The sequence below is a fragment of the Clostridium vitabionis genome (assembly GCF_015351765.1).
GTDB classification, from domain to species: Bacteria; Bacillota; Clostridia; order Lachnospirales; family Lachnospiraceae; genus Clostridium_R; species Clostridium_R vitabionis.
In genome coordinates, this window is the sequence record NZ_JADKQA010000002.1 from 171,431 (window position 1) to 188,039 (window position 16,609).

14 protein-coding genes are annotated in these 16,609 nt (G+C 52.6%); 6 read left to right on the forward strand and 8 right to left on the reverse strand.

All coding sequences use genetic code 11. The annotated features are described in order from the left end of the window. Window position 1: 1 nt before the first annotated feature. Both ISF27_RS05690 and cobI read left to right on the forward strand, forming a co-directional pair. Window positions 2-1,366: a Wadjet anti-phage system protein JetD domain-containing protein gene (locus ISF27_RS05690; protein ID WP_194610044.1), complete on the forward strand. Its 1,365-nt coding sequence runs from the start codon at window positions 2-4 to the stop codon at window positions 1,364-1,366. 148 nt (window positions 1,367-1,514) lie between these two features. Further along, window positions 1,515-2,270: a precorrin-2 C(20)-methyltransferase gene (gene cobI / locus ISF27_RS05695; protein WP_194610046.1), complete on the forward strand. Its 756-nt coding sequence runs from the start codon at window positions 1,515-1,517 to the stop codon at window positions 2,268-2,270. A 155-nt stretch (window positions 2,271-2,425) separates the two neighbouring features. Here cobI and ISF27_RS05700 read toward each other — a convergent pair whose 3' ends face one another. After that, window positions 2,426-3,544 (reverse strand): 5-methyltetrahydropteroyltriglutamate--homocysteine S-methyltransferase, encoded by a 1,119-nt coding sequence (locus tag ISF27_RS05700; protein WP_194610048.1) that lies wholly within the window; start codon window positions 3,542-3,544, stop codon window positions 2,426-2,428. 184 nt (window positions 3,545-3,728) lie between these two features. Then, window positions 3,729-4,646, reverse strand: coding sequence for a LysR family transcriptional regulator (locus ISF27_RS05705; protein ID WP_194610050.1), 918 nt, complete (start codon window positions 4,644-4,646; stop codon window positions 3,729-3,731). 281 nt (window positions 4,647-4,927) lie between these two features. Here ISF27_RS05705 and ISF27_RS05710 point away from each other — a divergent pair, with 281 nt between their 5' ends. The 3 genes from ISF27_RS05710 (at window position 4,928) to ISF27_RS05720 (ending at window position 8,996) form a co-directional block, all read left to right on the forward strand. Continuing rightward, entirely contained in the window at window positions 4,928-6,877 is a 1,950-nt protein-coding gene (locus tag ISF27_RS05710; protein WP_194610052.1) for an oxidoreductase, read from the forward strand. Between the two features lie 369 nt (window positions 6,878-7,246). Next, window positions 7,247-7,396 (forward strand): LDCC motif putative metal-binding protein, encoded by a 150-nt coding sequence (locus ISF27_RS05715; protein WP_194610055.1) that lies wholly within the window; start codon window positions 7,247-7,249, stop codon window positions 7,394-7,396. A 523-nt stretch (window positions 7,397-7,919) separates the two neighbouring features. Further along, window positions 7,920-8,996, forward strand: a complete 1,077-nt coding sequence (locus ISF27_RS05720) for a LacI family DNA-binding transcriptional regulator (protein ID WP_194610057.1) — start codon at window positions 7,920-7,922, stop codon at window positions 8,994-8,996. A gap of 63 nt (window positions 8,997-9,059) precedes the next feature. Here ISF27_RS05720 and ISF27_RS05725 read toward each other — a convergent pair whose 3' ends face one another. Continuing rightward, window positions 9,060-9,497, reverse strand: coding sequence for a TRAP transporter small permease (locus ISF27_RS05725; protein ID WP_194610059.1), 438 nt, complete (start codon window positions 9,495-9,497; stop codon window positions 9,060-9,062). A 35-nt stretch (window positions 9,498-9,532) separates the two neighbouring features. Here ISF27_RS05725 and ISF27_RS05730 point away from each other — a divergent pair, with 35 nt between their 5' ends. Next, window positions 9,533-11,764, forward strand: a complete 2,232-nt coding sequence (locus ISF27_RS05730) for an IS1634 family transposase (protein ID WP_194610061.1) — start codon at window positions 9,533-9,535, stop codon at window positions 11,762-11,764. Between the two features lie 136 nt (window positions 11,765-11,900). Here ISF27_RS05730 and ISF27_RS13600 read toward each other — a convergent pair whose 3' ends face one another. Genes ISF27_RS13600 through ISF27_RS05755 form a run of 5 tightly spaced genes read right to left on the reverse strand, consistent with a single transcriptional unit; the run spans window position 11,901 to window position 16,532 of the window. Then, the gene (locus tag ISF27_RS13600; protein WP_194610063.1) at window positions 11,901-12,110 is read right to left on the reverse strand and encodes a TRAP transporter small permease; all 210 of its coding nucleotides are present in this window, start codon (window positions 12,108-12,110) and stop codon (window positions 11,901-11,903) included. A 20-nt stretch (window positions 12,111-12,130) separates the two neighbouring features. Then, window positions 12,131-13,180: a TRAP transporter substrate-binding protein gene (locus ISF27_RS05740; RefSeq protein ID WP_194610065.1), complete on the reverse strand. Its 1,050-nt coding sequence runs from the start codon at window positions 13,178-13,180 to the stop codon at window positions 12,131-12,133. 48 nt (window positions 13,181-13,228) lie between these two features. After that, window positions 13,229-14,506 (reverse strand): TRAP transporter large permease, encoded by a 1,278-nt coding sequence (locus tag ISF27_RS05745; protein WP_194610067.1) that lies wholly within the window; start codon window positions 14,504-14,506, stop codon window positions 13,229-13,231. A 30-nt stretch (window positions 14,507-14,536) separates the two neighbouring features. Further along, window positions 14,537-15,379, reverse strand: a complete 843-nt coding sequence (locus ISF27_RS05750; protein WP_194610069.1) for a sugar phosphate isomerase/epimerase family protein — start codon at window positions 15,377-15,379, stop codon at window positions 14,537-14,539. A 25-nt stretch (window positions 15,380-15,404) separates the two neighbouring features. After that, the gene (locus ISF27_RS05755) at window positions 15,405-16,532 is read right to left on the reverse strand and encodes a GNAT family N-acetyltransferase (protein WP_194610071.1); all 1,128 of its coding nucleotides are present in this window, start codon (window positions 16,530-16,532) and stop codon (window positions 15,405-15,407) included. Window positions 16,533-16,609 lie beyond the last annotated feature (77 nt).

Here is a 16,609-nt window from a genome sequence, read left to right on the forward strand (position 1 = left end):
CATGAGGGAAAATGGATCGGCAGGAGCCGGGAAAAAGAAGCTGCTGGACCACTGGCAGCAGCACCTCTTGGAACTCATCATCGCGAGGTATGAGCGGACAAGCACATACCGCAGGAAAAATGTCTTGAACCAGAACATCGCCATTTCCCCCGGGGCGGTCTGCCCGGACTACGCCTCGGACAGCGCGGACGTGACGCAGATTGCGGAATTCGAGAAGTCCATGCAGGCACTGGAAGCATTTTCCCCGGTGCGGGTGACGTACAAGAACGGCCGCCTCGGCGGGGAATTCAAGGACATCCGCGTCCCCGCGGCGGAGGTGGAGCCCGCGCTCTATGCGCTCGCCGGGAAAGTGCCGAAGCGGGAGCTTCACGCCGCAGAGATCCCGCTCTATGAGCGCTACCGGGACAAAGACCCGCTCCTCGGGCGGTTCTGCGACGACCAGATTGCCCTTCTCCGGGCAGACCACGAATCCTGGTTCCGGGATTCCGCGGAGTCTGTGCTTAAGCTCACCCTGCGGATTCTCAGGAACCGGCGGGATATTCTCCTCCGGGAGATCTCCATCCAGGTCTTTGGCTACACCAAAACGCTGGACAGTGGGTCTCTCCTGCAGAAATCGCTGCGGATTCTCAAGCGGTACGGGGACTACGGGTTCACGGCGGAAGATTTCTCTGACCCGAAGGAGTATGACGACGCGGTTCTCGGGGAATACGCGGTTTTCCGCAATCCCTCTTACGTCAATTTCAGCGGGAACGGCGAGATTCTCTTTGACAACGGTTCGCGGCTCACCCTGAAAAGCGGGATCCCGGTAGCCGTGCGCTCGGACATGATTGCCCGGATCGCTCATATCCGCGTCGACGCGGAGGCGTTCATAACGGTGGAAAACCTGGCCTCCTACAACCGCCTGGCGGAGAGCGCGGGTGCCCCGGCGGATCAGTTGGAAAATGCTCCGGCTGTGGGGTCAGCGGATGCTCCGGACGTGGAGCCGGCGGAGGATCCCGCCGTGGGGGTTCCCTTCTATGTCTATCTCGCCGGGTATCACAACAAGGCGAAGCAGGATTTCCTCGTCAGGATCCGGGAGGAGAATCCGGGCATCCGCCGCTGGTATCATTTTGGGGATATCGACCCGGACGGCTTCTATATCCTGGAAAATCTCCGGGCGAAGACCGGGATTGATTTCCAGCCGTTCCGCATGGGGACGGCAGAGCTGATTTCGCACAGGGAATATTGCCGGAAACTGGAAGACAATGACCTCGTCAAGGCAAAGAACCTTCTGGCTGCCGGCAGATATCCGGAGGTTATGCGGTATATGCTGGATCATAACTGCAAGCTTGAGCAGGAGATTCTCTCCCTGCCCGCGGCGGAGTGAGGAGATTCGTCTGATCGGGGCGGGGACACAGCAAGGCCTTGCGGTGGACAGGTCACCGGAGAAAATGACGCTTGCTCCCCGCGGGGAGAGAACAAGGTGCACAAAAACAACTGGCCATTTTGCCGGGATGGGAAGAAAGGCGAAAGGTATGGCAGAGACAATTCTCTACGGCGTCGGCGTCGGACCGGGGGATCCGGAGCTGATGACGCTCAAGGCAGCGCGGCTGATCCGGGAAAACCGGGTGATTGCCCTTCCGGGGCGCACCCCGCGGGAGACCGCGGCTTACCGGATCGCCGTCCGGGCAGTGCCGGAACTGGCCGGAAAGCAGCTTCTCCCCCTCGATTTCCCCATGACGGAGGATCCGGGAAAACTGGCGGAGAGCCTTCGCGCCAACGCTGTTCTGGTGGAGCGGGAGCTTCTCGGCGGGGAAAATGTCATTTTCCTTACGCTCGGTGACGTCTCGGTCTACTCGACATTCTCCGAGCTCAGGAGGGAGGTGGAACGGGACGGCTTCCGCACCGAGGCGGTCAGCGGGATCCCCTCGTTCTGCGCGGCGGCTGCCCGGGCGGGAGTGCCGCTCTGCGAGCGCAGGGAGAGGCTTGTGATTATCCCGGCGCTGCCGGGGGAAGGAGGCACGGGCGCTGTCCAATCTGCCGGGTGGTCTGCTCCGGCAGGGCAGGAAACCTGCGTGCTTATGAAATCCGGCAGCAGCCTCGGAAAAATCCGGGACCGCTGCCGGGATGCGGGTCTTTCTCTATGGGCGATGGAAAACTGCGGGATGCCGGGCGAGCGGATTTACCGGAGCCTTGAGGAAATCCCCGAACAGGGCGGATATTTCACCCTCGCGGTTGTCCGCGGGCCGCGTGCCCGGGAGATCCTTTTTGCGGAGCCGGAGAAGCCGTGAGCGGCGGAAACCAGAAAGATCGATGCCGCAAGGAAAAACCGTGAGCGGCGGAAAGTGGGAGATGGTTTTCCTGCTTCGGGCATACAGATCGGGCGGGATGCGGAAAAACGTAAATTTTCCGCACCCCGCCCCAAATTTTCCCTTTCGGCAGCTGCTTAGCAGTCCTTCCAGACTTCCTTCGCGATCTCCTTCACCAGGGAGAGCTTTGCCCACTGCTCCTCCTCGGTCAGGCGGTTTCCGATCTCACAGGAGGCAAATCCGCACTGGGGGCTGAGATACAGCCGGTCCAGCGGGATGTACTTTTCTGCCTCATGAATGCGGCGGATGACTTCCGCCTTGTCTTCCAGCTTGGGGTTCTTTGTGGTGATGAGGCCGAGAACCACCTTCTTGTCCGGGGAGACCTTCGCGAGCGGCGCGAAGCTTCCGGAGCGCTCATCGTCAAACTCCAGATAGAGCGCGTCCACATGTTCCCCCGCAAATACGAAATCCGCGATGTCGTCGTACGGGCCGGAGCATGCGTAGGACGAATGATAATTGCCGCGGCAGATATGCGTGGTGACCGTGAGGTCCGCCGGGAGTCCCTCGAGGGCGAGATTATTGGCCCGGAGGTAGCGGGAAGCGTCACCCTCAAGCGTAGCGCCGCTGCCCTCACGGCTCTTCCAGTAACCTTTGTCCACGAGCATTCCCCAGGTGCAGTCATCCAGCTGGATATTGCGGCAGCCGGCGTCGTAGAGGTCCCGGATCACGGTGCGGTACGCGGCGGCGAGATCCCGGATCAATTCCTCGGTGTCCGGGTATACTGCCCTGGTGATCTTCTCGTTATCGCCGCGGAACAGCTCCACCAGGGTCTGTGCCGGCGACGGGATCGTCTGCTTGGCGACCGTGTGTTCGTCCTCAAACTGCTTGACGAAGCGGAAATGATCCACAAAGGGATGATTTTCCCCGCTGATTTTCCCGATAACGATCGCGGAGCCGTGCGTGGTCTCCTCCCCGTGAAAATAGTAGCCGTGATCCAGCTCGATGTGCTGGATGCCGTGAAGCCCCCACATAAAGTCCAGGTGCCAGTAGGCGCGGCGGAACTCCCCGTCGGTGATCACCGGATAACCGGCCTTTTTCTGCTTTTCGACCAGGGCAGTGATTTCCTGATCCTCCACTTCCTTCAACCCGGCGGCGGAAAGGGTTCCCGCCTCGAAGGCCTTTCTTGCGTCCTTCAGTCTCTCCGGTCTCAGAAAACTTCCCACATAGTCATAACGGAACGGTGCACGCTTCTTCATTGATTTCTCCTCCTCATGTTCTCGTCTGTCCCTCAGTTCATGGTGCGAGTATAACCGCCGGGGGAGATCCTGTAAAATACTTATGATCATGCATTGGACATAGTTTAAAACTATATCAAAGCGCAGATTCCCGCGCGAAACCGTGACATTCCCCTGAGGGGCGTGTAAGGCTGCCGCGACTTCCTCAGGCTGTGCCACCGGATTCCCGCGCATACTGCTCGAGCAGGCGGATATAGAGTGTGGCGTAATGCCCCGGCGCCGTCCTTTTCGGGATAATGTAGCCGATGCGCATCTCGTCATCCACCTCGAGGGGGCGGGCTATGATATTTTCCCCGTTCAGATCCTTATTGATGACGCCGCTGCAGATCGTGTAGCCATCGAGGCCGATCAGCAGGTTGAACAGCGTCGCGCGGTCACTGACCATGATGTCCTTCGGGCTGTGCCGGGTGCTCAGGATCTCCTCAGAGTAGTAGAAGGCATTGTGCTCGCCCTGTTCGTAGGAGAGGCGGGGATACGGCTCAAGATCCTCAAGCCGGATGGCCTGCTTCTCGGCGAGCGGGCTGGCTGTGCTGATGAAGATGTGGGGCTTCGCCGTGAAGAGAAGATGAAATTCCAGGCCACGTTCCCGCATGACCTTCCGGAGAACCGTCTCATTGAAACTATTCAGGTAGAGGACGCCGACCGCGCTCCGGTACTGGGCGACGTCGTCCAGGATTTCCCAGGTCTTCGTCTCGCGGATACGGAAATCATACTCCGCGCCGCCGTACTGCCGGAGCAGCTCGGAAAATGCCTTGACCGCGAAGGAGTAGTGCTGCGTGGAGACGCAGAACTGGTGCCTGGACGGCGTCTCCCCCAGGTACTGCTCCCGGATCAGGTTCACCTGCTCCGCGACCTGCCGCGCGTAGCCGAGAAATTTCTCGCCATCGGGCGTCACTGTAACCCCGTGGTTCGTGCGGTGGAAAATGCTGATGCCGAGCTCATTTTCCAGCTCATGGACTGCGGCGGAGAGGCTCGGCTGGGTGAGAAAGAGCCTGCGGGCAGCCTCGGTGATGCTTCCCGTCTCCGCGATGAGGATGACATAATTCAGCTGGTCGAGCGTCATAAGAAACCTCCCAGGGATGAAAATCGTGTTTGACGACTTCATCGTAACGAATGGCGCGGGGGATGTAAAGCGGAAACCGATCATCGATGATGTGGCGGCCTGGACGGGGAAGATCACGCGGAAACAATGGGAAGCCGGGGCAGCGCGGAAACCAAGCCGGCACGGCTTCGGGGGGGGCAGTTGCTCGGGCAAAGTAGGTAAGATAATTTGACCGGTATATGCTACACTGGGGAAAAGAACATTTTCTCCGGCAGACTGCCGGACTTCTCTGGAGGCAAAAGATGACAGGACGAAAATATCCCCATTTGTGCTCCCCGATCACGGTCGGGAGGACGACATTCCGCAACCGCATGTTTTCCGCGCCCATGGGCGGCACAGACATCACCAACGACGGCTGTATCGGGCCGAAATCCACCGCGTTCTATGAGCTTCGCTCCCGTGGCGGCGCTGCCGCGGTGACGGTCAGCGAATGCATGGTGCACCCAGCGACGGACGGTTCCCACGCTTACCACCTGGACGAGTCAATTCTCAACTCGCTGGCCTGCGCCACATACACCGCGGACGCCATCCGCCGGCACGGCGGCATACCGAGCCTTGAGCTCTCCCACTCGGGAATGTTCGCCGGCACCTATATGACGGATAAGAAAAAACAGCACGAATTGCACCAGTGGGGGCCGTCGGACACGGTCCGCTTTGACGGCGTCCCGGTGAAGGCGCTGACTAGGGAAATGATAGCCGAGATCACCGCCGCCTACGGCCATGTTGCCGGGCTTGCGAAGCGCGCCGGATTTGAGATGCTGATGATCCACGGTGGCCACGGCTGGCTGATCAACCAGTTCCTCTCGCCGCTGTTCAACCACCGCACGGACGAGTACGGGGGCTCGCTGGAAAATCGCTGCCGTCTTGCCATCGAGGTTTTGAAGTCCGTCCGCGCTGCCGTTGGGCCATTCTTCCCCATTGAATTCCGGATGAGCGGATCGGAATTTACCGAGGGCGGGTACGGGCTCGAGGAGGGCGTGCGCATTGCCCAGCTGGTGGAGCCGTATGCGGATATCCTTCACATTTCCGCCGGCACCTATCAGAAAACCTTCGGCATCACGCATCCGTCGATGTTCGAGGACCACGGCCGCAATGTCTTCCTTGCCGCGGAGATCAAAAAGCATGTGTCCAAGCCGGTTGCGACGATCGGCGGGCTGAACGACCCGGCGCAGATGGAGGAGATCATCGCCTCCGGCAAGGCGGATATCGTCTATATGGGACGGGCACTCCTGGCAGATCCATTTCTCCCCAGGAAGGTCAATGAGGGCAGGGATGAGGAGATTGTCCGCTGCCTCCGGTGCTTCACCTGCATGGCGGAGCGCGCGGCAACATCTACCCGGCGCTGTACGGTAAATCCGCTGATTGGAAGGGAGATCGAGGGCTGTGAGGTCTATCCTGCTCCCCAGAGGCGGAAGGTCCTGATAGCCGGCGGCGGCCCGGGCGGGCTTTATGCCGCGTACACGGCGGCGCGCCGTGGCCACCAGGTCATTCTCTGCGAGAAGGAAAATGAGGTCGGCGGCATTTTAAAGAGCGAGCAGGCCATCCCCTTCAAGCGGGAAATGTACCAGCTCTCCCAGACCTACCGGCTTCTCGCCGAGCGCGCCGGAGTGGAAATCCGCACCGGCACGGAGGTTACCACGGCGCTTGTGGAGAAGGAGGCGCCGTATGCGCTGATCATTGCCGTGGGCTCCGAGCCGCTCGTCCCGCCGATTCCGGGTCTTGACGGGGAGAATGTCGTGATAGTCAACAATTATTACCGGGAGAAGGACAAGGTTTCCGACCATGTGGTAGTCTTCGGCGGCGGCCTCGCGGGCTGCGAGTGCGCGGTTCATCTGGGGATGGAAGGGAAACACGTGGAGCTCGTCGAGATGCGGGATCAGCTTGCGCCCGACGCCAATGTGCGCCACCGCCCGCTGCTCATGCAGCAGATTGACCGCTATGTCACGGTGCACACAGGATTCAAGGGGCTGGAAGTCCGGAAGGACGGCATTCTCTGCGAAAATGCTGCGGGGGAGAAGGTTCTCGTTCCCGGCACGTCCGTCATCTGCGCCCTTGGCCAGCGCTCCAGGACAGCGACCGTCACCGCGCTCCAGGATACGGCTCCCTATGTCCGGGTGATCGGCGACGCCTCCAGGGTTTCCACGATCACCAATGCCGTGTATTGGGGGTACCATGCGGCGCTGGATATCTGATCTAAAGAAAAGGGTATGCGAAAGCCGGGCTATGCGGAACCCAGCTTAGGTGCATTCCAGCTTATGCCGGCATTCGGAAAAGGCGTTATTCTTATCCATGCATCCTTTTTCCGATATGCCGGCTCTTTTTGCAAGCAGTTTCCAGTTTGCAAGAATCTCGTCTTGCCGGGAAGATCCCGGTCGGGACAGCGGAGAATATTTTCCCCGATATCGGCAATATCGAGGTATCCGGAACCTTCCGTGTGCCCATCCGCGCGCTATTTGTGAAAAAGGATGAAGTCCTTGCAAAACATACTATACCAATGTATTATATATTCTATCCGAAGAGAGATTTCGGATGGAGATCATTATAGATCGGAGGGATTGACGATGCTTCGTTTTCTGGAAAATATCCGCGACGCTTGGAACGCCTGGCTGCTGAAGGTCGGCGAGGCGAATAAGAAGGAATTTGGTGATACCGTGCCGGACTGCTGCAAGATGAACCGCCAGGATGGCAGGCAGGCCGGACAGAAACAGTAACCAGGAATTTTCAGGATAAAGAGATCACGCATCTCCCTGATACCGCATATCGGGCAAGCCGGGCAGCACGGAAACGTGTAGCCCGGCTTGCTGGCGGATATCCGCCGGTATGAAAAGCGCGTGCCTGGCTTGTTGTTGTGTGCGGGAGGACTTGCATTCCTCGCAACTTCCACCTTTTCTCTCGCGGGGGTGGAGATTTGAATTTCAATTTACGAAATGGATTTGGTCATTTGCCTCAGTCTTCCCTTTACATATATTTGTAATTTATTTATAATAAAATAAAACTGTTTTAATGACGTGGAATTACCCAAACCCACAGATGAATCCATACCAATTAAGGATCAGTTCACTGTGTTTTTTATACCTGTGGAAGAGGCGCGCACTAACTCAGTTGGTATAGAAATGAGCGGTAGATTGTAGCAGTCAACGTGTATTGTTGGCGACAGACCGTTGGTTATCACTAGTATGTTAGTGAATGTTTCGGTATGGATTCGCCAGAATGTGATTAGTGGAGGTGGTTCATTTGGCTACCAAAAAAGTAACCATGACGGATGTTGCAAAGGCAGCAGGAGTCTCACAATCCACTGTTTCTAATATCCTAGGGCGGAATAAGAAGACTTCTTTTCCTAAAACGACTGTTGACAAGGTTTTAGCGGCGGCGGAAGAACTGGGATATTCACCTCGACAGGCTCAGTCTAAGGCAAACGTCTTGGCGTCTAGACGCATTTTAGTTTTAGCAACCCGTTTAACCAATCCATACTATCCGTGCATCCTTCAAAGCATTGAGCATGAGGCTAACAAAAATGGACTCCACGTTGTCTGTGGAGACACTTACCACATTCCTGAATTGGAAAAAGATTATCTGGATATGGCATTAGAAATGAAGTTTTTAGCAGTGATTTACCTGTTTCCTCCGGATAATCCGCAAGCTCTTGAACATGCATTAGAGCGGCTTCCTATTATTACGATCTGCGATAATATTCCTGATTCAAAAGCAGATCAAGTGGAGCTGAACAATTTTCGCTCTGGGTGCATTGCGGCTGAGCATCTGCTTTCTCTGGGACACCGGAATATCGTCATGTTGACAACGCCTATGGATCGCAATATCGCACGGCTTTCTCGTGTAAAGGGCGTTGAAAATCGGATCAATGCTGCGGAAAATTGCAAGTTAAATATTATTTCGGATTTTATTGATACTCCGGAAGGAGAAATGGCCATCGAGAACAATTTTGATTACACTGTTGGATATCATCTTGCTCAGGATCGACATATTGCTACATGCAATGCCACTGCCATTATTGCTGCAAATGATATGGTGGCTATTGGCGCGATGGACGCATTGTTGGAAAAAGGGTATAGAATTCCAGAAGACTACTCTATTATCGGATTTGATAATTTGTTCTATACTGGATTAGAGCGGATTTCTCTGACTACAGTAGATCCCCACGCAGATATGCTCGCCCAGTCTGCCATGGATGTGTTGTTACACCGCCTTAATATTCGACTTCCTAATTCATTGGTTCCCAATATGCGTTTTAAGGCAGAGTGCCAACCAAGGTTGATTGTTCGTAAATCTACAGCTGCGCCAGGACACAAGTGATTCATTCAAGTAGGAAAGGCTGCCAGAATTTTCTGGCAGCCTTTGGCAGTTATGCTGTGCTTATTATGAATGGGGATTTTGGGCGTCCTGAAGATAACGGGCAATGTTTCGAATGGAGAAAATTATAATCAGTATAAAGCCGATGGCCATTCCTAAGATCAATACCCAAGCGGGCACGCTGCTGGTCGATGAGGTTGTGCCCTTTTGAATATAGGAACTGATTAGTCGGAAGGCATAATAGGCCATAAAGGAGAAGAAGCCCACCATGCAGAGTTCCACAAAAACACCAAGGATTCTTTTTACTCCCTGGAAGCCGTGATTGGATAGAAAGTCGTCTAGCAACTCTAAACGCATCAATCCACCGGATGACACCATCATCTCTATTTCCCGGGTAACTTGATAACTCTCGGGAATATTTCTGCACAATATTTTCAAAAAAGTGCCTAAAGCACGGTGTTTCTTGGCTACTACTATTGCGAAGCCGGGCAAAATATCGTACAATAAGTTATCATAAACAATAACTTGAGGACGAATAAATGCCTAGCATTTCTTATCGCAATAACTCATCCGGCACACTTGTTGCTGTATGGCCAGGCTCTACGATTCAGACGGATCAGGGCCCCAGGAAGCAGGGGCAGAAGTACCTCGGAAAGGTGATCGACAAGGACCGCCTTATCTTCTGGAAACGGGATGAAGGTTACTTCCATTTCAATCCGGATGATCAGAGCATCACTGCACTTGAGGCAAAGGATGTCCCGAACGCGGAACAGAACCCTGACGGAGCGCGAAAAGAGCGGCATGTGCTTGTGGACTTCGGCGACTCCTACTTCCTGAAAACACTGATCGATTCGATCGGCTATAACGAAGTCCTTGACTCTCTCAAATATGTGAATCGGGACACTCTGTACGCCCTCCTTTTCTATTACATCCTTGAGGGAAAGGCGAACGTGAATGCCGACAGGTGGTATCGACAGAACTATGCATCGTACCTGTTCCCGAAGGCCAACATTTACAGCCAGCGGATCAGTGATATGCTGGCAAAGCTCGGCGACGACAGCCAGCGCAGGGACTTCCTTCTTGCGCATATCAAGTATCTGCTGAATTCAACGGATCAGGAGGTTTCTATCCTGATCGACAGCACCGGAATGCCAAACAAGTGTGATCTCCCGGTCACCCGTGTCAGCAACCATGAGGGCGATATCAATATCGAGTTCCGGATGATTGCCCTTGTTCAGCGGTCTACCGGACTGCCGATCTTCTATGAGATCATCCCGGGCAACATCGTGGATGTTTCCACGACACAGCGCATCATTGAGCTGGCGAAACAGTATCACTGCGATGTTTCTTATGCCATTGGTGATGCAGGATACTGCTGTCCCTCTACCATGGAGAAACTTGTTCTCTCTGGCATTGACTTCATGACCCGACTGAATCCCACCTATGATCTGTACAAGCAGATCCTGGATGAGCATGCCGCGGAGCTTAAAGATGACACAAATGCGATTCGGTACAGGGACCGCATTCTCTATATCGTCAAGGTCGAGACGAAGATCGCCGTCGATCAGGAAACTGGGAAGGACGTCACAGGGTTTGTTTATCTCTGCAGAGACCGCGACAGCAGCTCCTTCAAGTACACACGGCTGATGAAGACGAAGTCTGCCAGGAAGATGACCTGTGACCAGATCCTCGAGATTTCTGAGCAGCTTGGTGTTTTTGCCATCGTCACTACAAGAGACCTTCCTGTAGAGGAGGTCCTTCCGGAATACTATGTCCGCCAGGATATCGAGCAGTACTTTGACTTTGGCAAGAACTATGCAAAGTTCCTTCCGGTACGGCAGCACAACATGGAGACCCTGAAAGGACACATGCTGATTGCGTTCATTGCCACGTTTCTTGTCATCGTTATCAAGAATCGGCTCGGCATGGTGGACAGCAGGTATGTGGAGGTATCCCCGGCACTCGCCAAGGCTCTGGATGAACCTTCCGAGGATGCCATGACCGACAAAAGCGGGAAGAGCTTTCTTGAACAGATCCCAGTTGGGCAGGTTTTCAGGGAATCTCCCTCCAGCCTGTTTCTGGAACTGCGTGGTCAGAAGGCGGAGGTCTTCGACGAAGTCATTCTCCCGGAGATTCCGATCCGACAGGCCAGAGATTTCTACGATGCCTTCCGGATTGCCAGCCCTTTCAAGATCAATCGGAAGGACAATGCGCTCACCTATGTCTTCAAAGAGGGTGAGAAAAACAAACTCACAAGGAAGTACGCATTTGCACGCAAAGCTTATCTCTCGGATGATGAAATCGAGAAAAAGCGCAAGGCAAACGAGCTGATTCGCGTGAGAAAAGCGGCGGATAAGGCAGGGCTCAGGATTGCTGAGGATGATGCCAGTGGAAAATCCGTTGCTTCTTTCGACACGAATAGCAGCGATCCGTTGACAGTACCAGAAGCCGGCGTCTCAGGTGAAAAGCCAACAGATGTCATCACAGATGGCAATGGTGCAATACCTGCTCCGGACAAAGGAAAGCAGGATGCAACTTCTGTACCGCGGACAGCCGACTCTTCAGACGGAATAACGAAAAAGAGAGGCCGGGGCAGACCGCCTGGATCCAAGAACAAGAAGACCCTCGAGCGAGAGGCAGCCGAGGCAGCTGCAGGTATCGTACACGTCAAGAGAAAGCCAGGCAGGCCACCGGAATCCAAGAACAAGAAGACACTTGAGCGTGAGGCCAGGGAAGCAGATCTTTCCGGGACAAAGCGAGACGGGGCCTGAGCAACAAGCGAAGTTATCATTGAGTTCCAAAAACAGGAGCCGATTACCATGGATCCGTAATATTTAGCCCATTATTTTCCGCGGGCGAAGTTCCAAAAAGCCCGCGGTTGATGGAAAGTTGAAAAGTGTAAAGTTATCAACATACCCGGGAATTAGAGATCATGGCAGCTCCAATAAAATATGACCAGACGAACAGGGTTCGTAGAAATTCGTCAGACCAGTTCAGTGGGATTACCAAGACGTATCTGGTAAATACGCCCAATGTCATTATTGCGATACCCGCAAATCCCATCATCCCAAGAATAGCATTAATGCCGTTTTCTATATTTTTGAAGAGACGATTCATAATGACTTGCCTTTCTCTGACTATTTCAGGGTAGAGACATAATTCTGAACCATAGTCAAGATTTCATCAGAACCCATTGCTTTGTTGAATACGTCATAGGCAGCCTGGGTGTGAGGCTTGAAAGATTCTCGATCAGGATTTCGGTTAACCTGGAGGCCGTAGGCTTCTATGTCGTTTACAATTTGATCTTCTGCATCGGCGGTAGCTTGACGCTGCCAAGCGGCGGCATCGGTCATGGCCTTTTGAACCCATTCCTGCTGCTGAGGGGTAAGGGAATCCCATTTGTTTTGATTCATAATGACAGGCATAGAGGTGTAACTGTGTTTGGTTAAAGAGAGGTATTTCTGGGCTTCGTACATTTTGGAACTGTAGATGTAGGTGAGACCGTTCTCCTGTGCATCGATTGTGCCTTGCTGCAGGGCGGTGAAAGTTTCACTGGAGGCCATCGCCATGGGAATCGCACCGAAGCCTTCCCAGGTAGCTAATTGCGTCTCTGATGGAGCTACACGAATTTTGATGCCTTTTACATCTTCTACATTATTGATTTGGCGAGAGCTGTTGGTTATGGAACGGAGGCCAGAGTGAAAATATGTCATCAGTTTTACACCGGAGCCTTCGAATTTAGATGCAATATATTGGCCGGGGTCACCGTCTAAGGTAGCGTTGATCTGGTCATAATTATCAAAAATAAAAGGCAGGTCGAATACCTGAATCTCTGGAACATAGCCGGAGAGGTAAGAAGGACCTAAACAACAAATGTCAATGGAACCAGTCATAACAGCTTCCAATTGAGAGTCAATGCCCCCAAGTTCGGTGTCGTAGTAGGACTCAACCTGTATCTGACCGTTGGAATACTCCTCAAGTAATTCTTCAAATTTACTAGTTCCTTTGCCAAGAACGCTATCGGCAGTAGAGCCAGCCTGGGTGGAAACGAGTGTAATAATATTTCCTTCGGTAGATGTTTCCGTACTGGTGCTGCTGTTTGCGGTGGGAACCTCCTGGGAACTGGCACAAGCAGATAGGCTTAAGCCCATCATTAGAGTTATAACGAGTGTAAGTTGTTTTTTCATCTTTTTTCCTCCATATTGTCTTTATAATTATGCCTTCCACGGCATTTGTTACTTCATCAGGCTGGGTAAGAGCATGGTGATGGGGGGTAATAAAGAAACCAAAATGAGTGCTGTTACTGTGATACCAATAAATGGCCAAATTTCTTTTATGACCCTGTGAACTGGCCGTTTGCCAACTTGACAGGCCATAAATAGGTTAAGCCCCATGGGCGGTGTGATGTTGCCGATAGATGTTGCACAGATCATATAACCACCCAAATGGATTAGAGAAACACCATACTGCTGTGCGATTGGGGCAAAGATAGGGGTCAGAATCATTACGGCAGGAGCTGCATCAATGAAACAACCAGCAATAAGTAATACCACCAATGTACAGAAGATAAACCAGTAACGGCTACCGCTGACGGATAGCATGGCGTTAGCCAAAGTGGAGGCCATGCGCTCTTTGGTAAGAACCCAGGAGAAGGTGCTGGCACCGGCAACGATCATCATTATGCCTCCGGTGGAGCGGATCGAACTGGATAGGCAGGAGAACAATACCTTGAAATCCATTTCCCTATAAATGAATACACCAACGATAATTGAATAGGTACAGGCTATGGCGGCACTTTCTGTGGGTGTGAACATGCCGGAGTAAATGCCGCCTAAGATGATCAGGGGAGAGAGTAAAGCCCAAATGGCATCCGTAAAACAGCCCCACGCTTTGTGCAGGTTAAAGGTACCCTTCCCCTTGAAGCCGCGTTTATGACAGGTGTAGATTACATAGACAATAACCAAGGAGGCCATAAATAATCCGGGACCTGCGCCAGCGATTAGCATGATACTGACGGACTGATTGGCGGTGACTGCGTAGAGAACCATGGCGATGCTGGGAGGGATCAAGGGACCGAATATACCACCAGTGGCTTGAAGGGCGCAGGCGTAATCAGGGTCGTAACCTCGTTCGTACATAGCAGGAATCATGATTGCACCAATAGCAGCTGTGGTAGCTACGGCAGAACCGGACATGGCAGCAAAAAATACGCTGGATACGATAACCACCATGGCAAGGCCGCCGGTGAAGTGTCCGACCAGTGACATGGCGAAGTTTACCAGGCGTTTAGAGATGCCGCCGTGTTCCATTAGAGATCCGGCCATCATGAACAAGGGAACTGCCAGCAGCGTATAGCTGTTAACCCCGGAGAGCATTTGTTGAAAAACTACCACTGGAGATAATCGGGCAATAAATAGAAGGTATATTAGGGACGACCCGCCAAGGGCTAAAGCAATAGGCGCGCCGATAAACAGTAGGATAAAGAATATCAGAAATAAGAGGATAGCGTTCATGAGACGAGATTCCCTCCTTCTTGTGGTGATTCAGGGCTGTTTCCGGCGATTTTCTTCTATTAGATTAGCGACATGTCGAATGTCGCTGTGGATTTGTTCCTCACTGATCCGGTCACCGAACATATATTCCAGAATTAAATCAGCATCCGGGGAATACTGGGCGATGGTTGCAATAATCTCTTCCATCTTTTCCGGGGGCAGGAAACCATCAGGTGCAAAAGTAGGATAATGGGCATCGTTCACACCATCATTGTTATTAAGATGATAGCCTCGGATTCGAGAACCGAGTGTTTTGATCAAGGCTGGTATATCCCAATTGTTTAACATGGCATGTCCGGTGTCAATGAGACACCCAATATCATCTGGTAATTCATTGAAGAGCTGGATGAAATGAGGATAGTCAAAAAGCAAATTGTCCTTTTTTGGAAAGCCTACATTTTCTACCGTCATTCGTATGCCCTGGGCTTTGAATCGTTCGTGCCAGAAGAGGATCATTTCTTTAGACCGCGCTCGCATAGCCGGGAGGTCTATCTCTGGAAAATGGTTCTCGTTGGTATGCATAACCATGGAGGTAGCGTTGCATTCGTGGTAAACTCGGCAGGCGCGATTAAAAGTTTCAAGCATTTCTTTTTCTTCGGGACTGCCGGGTATGTTGCAGATTTCGTGGAAAGGTGCGTGGATGGTCGTGGGCATTCCATAGAATAGGGGTTTCTTTGTGTCTAATAAATCTGGCAACTTTGGCTGCAGTTTCCACCAGGTGGCGTGTTCGATACCCACGGGGAAATCGTGAAAATTATCTAGACAGGTTTTGAGCCATTCGTAATCCTCAAACTTAATGCACAGAGTAGATATGTAGATCCTATTTTTACTCATAGTATTCCCCCATAAGAGATGTTTTTTAAGCTAAGATGGGATACGGGCAGGGCGGAGTGAATAACTCTAACTCTGCGTATTCGGGGTGCCCGTTCATTTCATGAAAAGGAAAACGTCCTAAGGATCGGCGTTCCTCAGTAGAGCATTCTTGGCGAACAGCAATGGTTCTCTTGCCGGCATAACGCATCTCATGAGCTGCATAGCCCAGAAGTTGCTCCCCATAGCCGCGACCTTGAAGTCGAGGAATTACATAATAGCGTTCTAAAACACCTGTGTCATCAGGTAACTCTGCATTTTCCCCCCATCGGACAAATCCTACCGGCTCATTTTTTAAATAAGTAATGGCGATAGAGCCGGGGCATTGGGCTGATTTTTGACGAGCACAGGCCAGATAAGCATTCCTGTCAAAAAATGCACCCCGCTCCTGATGTTCCGCTTTGGCCAGGGACAGCAGAATATCTGTTTGCTGTTCAGGAATCCACGGCTCTGTGACCATATTGATATCGCTGCCCGCAACGCCATTCCATGTTCGGTGTAACCGTTGAGGGAGATGAGAATCGTCGTTAGTGTAAGCAACATGGATTGTGCCGTCAGGGTCGATCTCCAATAGGCTAACAGAAGTATTTTCTCCGTGCCCGACTTTTGCTACCTCGGTTAAAGATTTGTTCATCATCACACAAAGAGATGCCTTGATGCTACACGAATGAGATACGACTAAGGCTGTTCCGTCTCCTATTTCTGATGCTATGCGCCTCAAACAAAAAATTACTCGATCTGCTGCTTGTTGAAAGGTGGTAGCGCCAGGTGCTGTAGTAATCCATGGAGTTTCTGTCCAAACTTTGTATTCTGAGGGGTAGTCCTTAGCGATATTGCCCCAAGCGCAATCTTCCCATATACCAGTTGTGATTTCGCGGAGAGAAATGCGAATCTTGATGGGGAGATGCCGCTCTCGCGAGATGGGGGTGAGAGTCATAATGGAACGGAATGCATCACTGCTGTAAAGCGCGTCGATGGGAATCCCGTCGAACCGGCGACGTAGCATTTCGTTTTGCTCGTATCCTCGTCGGGTAACAAGCGCATCGGTTTGTGCTTGTGCGCGTCTGCAGGCATTTCCCTCGGATTCACAATGGCGGATGAGGTAGATTTTTGCCATAATCCCTCCTTCTTCATTTCTCTGTGTTCCATATCGGTGAGCGCTTAGAAAAGTCTACAGTAATATTAGTAATATAA

Excerpts from the sequence above, each read along its gene's own strand:
- ISF27_RS05740 (WP_194610065.1), bottom strand. The coding sequence starts at position 13,180 with ATGAAAAAACAACTTACACTCGTTATAACTCTAATGATGGGCTTAAGC.
- ISF27_RS05710 (WP_194610052.1), top strand. The coding sequence starts at position 4,928 with ATGACAGGACGAAAATATCCCCATTTGTGCTCCCCGATCACGGTCGGG.
- ISF27_RS05750 (WP_194610069.1), bottom strand. The coding sequence starts at position 15,379 with ATGAGTAAAAATAGGATCTACATATCTACTCTGTGCATTAAGTTTGAG.
- ISF27_RS05755 (WP_194610071.1), bottom strand. The coding sequence starts at position 16,532 with ATGGCAAAAATCTACCTCATCCGCCATTGTGAATCCGAGGGAAATGCC.
- ISF27_RS05715 (WP_194610055.1), top strand. The coding sequence starts at position 7,247 with ATGCTTCGTTTTCTGGAAAATATCCGCGACGCTTGGAACGCCTGGCTG.
- cobI (WP_194610046.1), top strand. The coding sequence starts at position 1,515 with ATGGCAGAGACAATTCTCTACGGCGTCGGCGTCGGACCGGGGGATCCG.
- ISF27_RS05730 (WP_194610061.1), top strand. The coding sequence starts at position 9,533 with ATGCCTAGCATTTCTTATCGCAATAACTCATCCGGCACACTTGTTGCT.
- ISF27_RS05705 (WP_194610050.1), bottom strand. The coding sequence starts at position 4,646 with ATGACGCTCGACCAGCTGAATTATGTCATCCTCATCGCGGAGACGGGA.
- ISF27_RS05745 (WP_194610067.1), bottom strand. The coding sequence starts at position 14,506 with ATGAACGCTATCCTCTTATTTCTGATATTCTTTATCCTACTGTTTATC.
- ISF27_RS13600 (WP_194610063.1), bottom strand. The coding sequence starts at position 12,110 with ATGAATCGTCTCTTCAAAAATATAGAAAACGGCATTAATGCTATTCTT.
- ISF27_RS05690 (WP_194610044.1), top strand. The coding sequence starts at position 2 with ATGAGGGAAAATGGATCGGCAGGAGCCGGGAAAAAGAAGCTGCTGGAC.
- ISF27_RS05700 (WP_194610048.1), bottom strand. The coding sequence starts at position 3,544 with ATGAAGAAGCGTGCACCGTTCCGTTATGACTATGTGGGAAGTTTTCTG.